Below are 3103 nucleotides of genomic sequence, written 5' to 3'. Positions count from 1 at the left end.
CTGACCGCGCAAGACCCGTTCAACAATGTCGCCCGTACGACCATCGAGGCAGCCGCCGCAGTCTTTGGAGGTACCCAAAGCCTGCATACCAACGCCTTGGACGAGGCCATGGCCCTACCCACCGATTTTTCGGCCCGAATTGCCAGAAACACCCAGCTTTTTCTAAGGGACGAAACCAAAATCACCAAAACCGTAGACCCTTGGGCGGGAAGTCACTATGTAGAACAATTGACCCACAATCTGGCACACAACGCTTGGGAACTGATCCAAGAGGTAGAAGATTTGGGAGGTATGACCAAGGCCATCGAAGCTGGTATTCCCAAAATGCGGATCGAAGCGGCGGCGGCCAAAAAACAGGCCCGAATAGATAGCGGGCAGGAGACGATTGTAGGCGTGAACAAATACCAGTTAGAGGACGAGGATCCGCTACAGATTCTGGAAGTGGACAATAACGAGGTCCGAAGGCAGCAAATCGAACGTTTGACAGCCATCAAGAAAAAACGGGATACCCAAGCCGTTGAAACCGCCTTGGAGAAACTGACCGACGCGGCCTCAAAAAAAATGAACGCTATTCGGAATGCTAAGGATGACGACTCGGATGCCGCCCGCAAAACCAAAGATGCCCATTCGCGTTCCGGCACAAATGCTACCGGATCCCCCGAAAGCGAACTTACAACGGATGGGGCCGGCGAATCAACCAGCTCCGCACCGGCCAGAGATGCAGAAAATTTATTAGCTTTAGCCGTCGAAGCGGCCAAGGCACAAGCGACCTTGGGGGAAATCAGCAATGCCCTCGAAGCCGCGTTTGGCAGGCATAAGGCAAAAATTCAATCCATATCAGGAGTGTATTCCAAAGAAATCCTAGACGACGAAAGCTTTAAAAAAGCCCGCGAACTGTCCGACCGTTTTGCAAAACAAGATGGACGAAGGCCGCGTATCCTCATCGCAAAAATGGGACAGGACGGGCATGACCGTGGTGCCAAGGTCGTGGCCACGGGCTACGCAGACCTCGGTTTCGATGTCGATATCGGCCCTCTTTTCCAGACTCCGGCAGAAGCGGCAAAACAAGCCATTGAGAACGACGTGCATATTTTGGGAGTTTCCTCATTGGCAGCCGGACACAAAACTTTGGTGCCCCAAGTCATCGAACATCTCAAAAACTATGGCCGGGAAGATATAATGGTCATCGTGGGGGGCGTAATTCCACAACAAGATTATCAGTTTCTGTTCGATAGCGGCGTAACCGCCATATTCGGCCCCGGCTCAAAAATTACCGATGCGGCCATTCAGATTTTAGAGCTATTGCTCGGGGCGGAATAACCGTTATACGTTCCCGACCGCTACGAAAGCACCTTAACCCTTGGTTCGATAAAGATTTTTATCTAAAAAGGTGTTCCTGAATTTGCCTTGGGGATCGTATTCATTCGCCAATTGTAAAAAGTCTTCCATTCTTTCATATCGGGAATGTAAGGTGTCCGGTTGCATGGTGAACATTTTTCCCCAATGCGGTAATACGCCAAAGGGGGCCAGGGCCTCCTCTATCTGGGGAAGTATTTTTTGCACCTCGTCCCAATCCTGTTTCCACGTAAAATGAAAGGCGATACAATCCCTTTTGTAACAGGGACTCATCCAATATTCATCGGCCGCGATGGCCCGTACTTCGGAAATCATCAGTTGGGGATAGATTTTATCCTTTAAGGCCACCAATGCCATATATGCATCTACCGCATTTTCCCTTCCCACGAAATATTCCGATTGCAGCTCTTCGCCATTGCTCGGGGTAAAGCCCATTTTAAAATGGGGGAGCCGTTCGTGCCACGGCCCCTCGACCCCCATCTGCTCCGTGCAATTTTCAGCGGGCATTACGGTAATGGGATGCAGGTTTTTGGTCGCGGGCGATGCCCCGTAAAAAGAACCAAAATCCTTTAATTCCCTGTCCGTTCTGCTTTTGACCCATACTTGGCTTACGGTATCGTTCTGATAATCGGTGAACAGGCTTACGCTGTAGCCGCTTGACATTATGTCATCGAAATGCTTTTGCAATGCGCTTACCGGAAGGTTCTGGAACAAATCTTGCCGAACGCCATAGGTCTTTTCGATGTCGAGGGTCATTCGTACGATGATGCCCAGTGCCCCCAAGCCGACGACCGCACCATAAAAATTCGGCTGTTCCCTTTCCAATCGGACTATTCCACCATTGGCGGTAACCAGTTCAAGGGCCGAAACCGCACTGGGAAGATTACCGTTGGTCACTCCGGATCCATGGGTCGCCGTAGCGCATGCCCCTGCAATGGAGATATGTGGCAAGGAAGCGAGATTGTGCAGCGCATAGCCCATTTTCTGTAGTTCTGGGGCCAGTTCACCGTACCGGATTCCCGCTTCTACGGTAACCGTATTTGCATCTTGGTCGATAGCGATGGCTCTATTGAGGTTTTTGGTGGAAATCTGCTCCATCGGGCTATCGGCTATATTGTTGAAGCAATGCTTTGAGCCCAACGCCTTGTGTTTTCCCGGTCCCTTTACCAAGTCCTGAAGTTCTTCGACCGTGTTTGGTTCTTGCAATTTTTCGGCCTTGTAGGTATAATTGCCCGCCCAGTTTTTTCTGTTTTCCTCAAGAACCTTGGTCGCAGTTTCTTCCTTTTTTGATTGGGGTTTGCAATTCATAAGGCCGAACGCCCCTGCTGCTGCAGCGGCGGCGGAAGATTTCATTATAAAAATTCTTCTTTTCATCTTTTTGTTTCTTTAGATACGTTTCATTTTTTTCGTGCAGGTTACTTATCACCAAGGATAGGAAACAATAAGTATATCCACATGTTCCCGTAGGATTTTGATATCACTTACCACAAGCGCCTTTGCTTCTTCATCAAGCCTTGTGATCTCGTAGGGCGGTTGGACGGCTTCGCTACAGGCATTCTATCCTTTTGTGCCTAGCTATAAATCCAGGATCGAAATCCAAAGCGTCTTTTCGATGAGCCATTTGAAGTTGTGCATCTATTGAAAGAGCACTATTTGTCTTTATGCTTTAAGATACAAAAAATTTGTACTCACAAACTGTATTGATATGGTCTCATATAAATTGTTATTACGTTATAAAAATAAATAA

2 protein-coding genes are annotated in these 3103 nt (G+C 48.7%); one reads left to right on the top strand and one right to left on the bottom strand.

Features of this window, described 5'->3' with window-relative positions; all coding sequences use genetic code 11:
* The coding region (locus ACEW8S_RS01775; protein WP_373516472.1) for a methylmalonyl-CoA mutase family protein at nt 1–1320 on the top strand (1320 nt) is incomplete at its 5' end.
* 33 nt (nt 1321–1353) lie between these two features.
* On the opposite strand, the gene ACEW8S_RS01770 is transcribed toward ACEW8S_RS01775, so the two are convergent.
* The gene (locus ACEW8S_RS01770; RefSeq protein ID WP_373516471.1) at nt 1354–2730 is read right to left on the bottom strand and encodes a D-arabinono-1,4-lactone oxidase; all 1377 of its coding nucleotides are present in this window, start codon (nt 2728–2730) and stop codon (nt 1354–1356) included.
* Nucleotides 2731–3103: the final 373 nt, after the last annotated feature.

The organism is Pricia sp., from assembly GCF_041745955.1.
In the GTDB taxonomy this organism is placed as follows: Bacteria; Bacteroidota; Bacteroidia; order Flavobacteriales; family Flavobacteriaceae; genus Pricia.
This window is presented reverse-complemented; position numbering and strand designations above follow the sequence as displayed.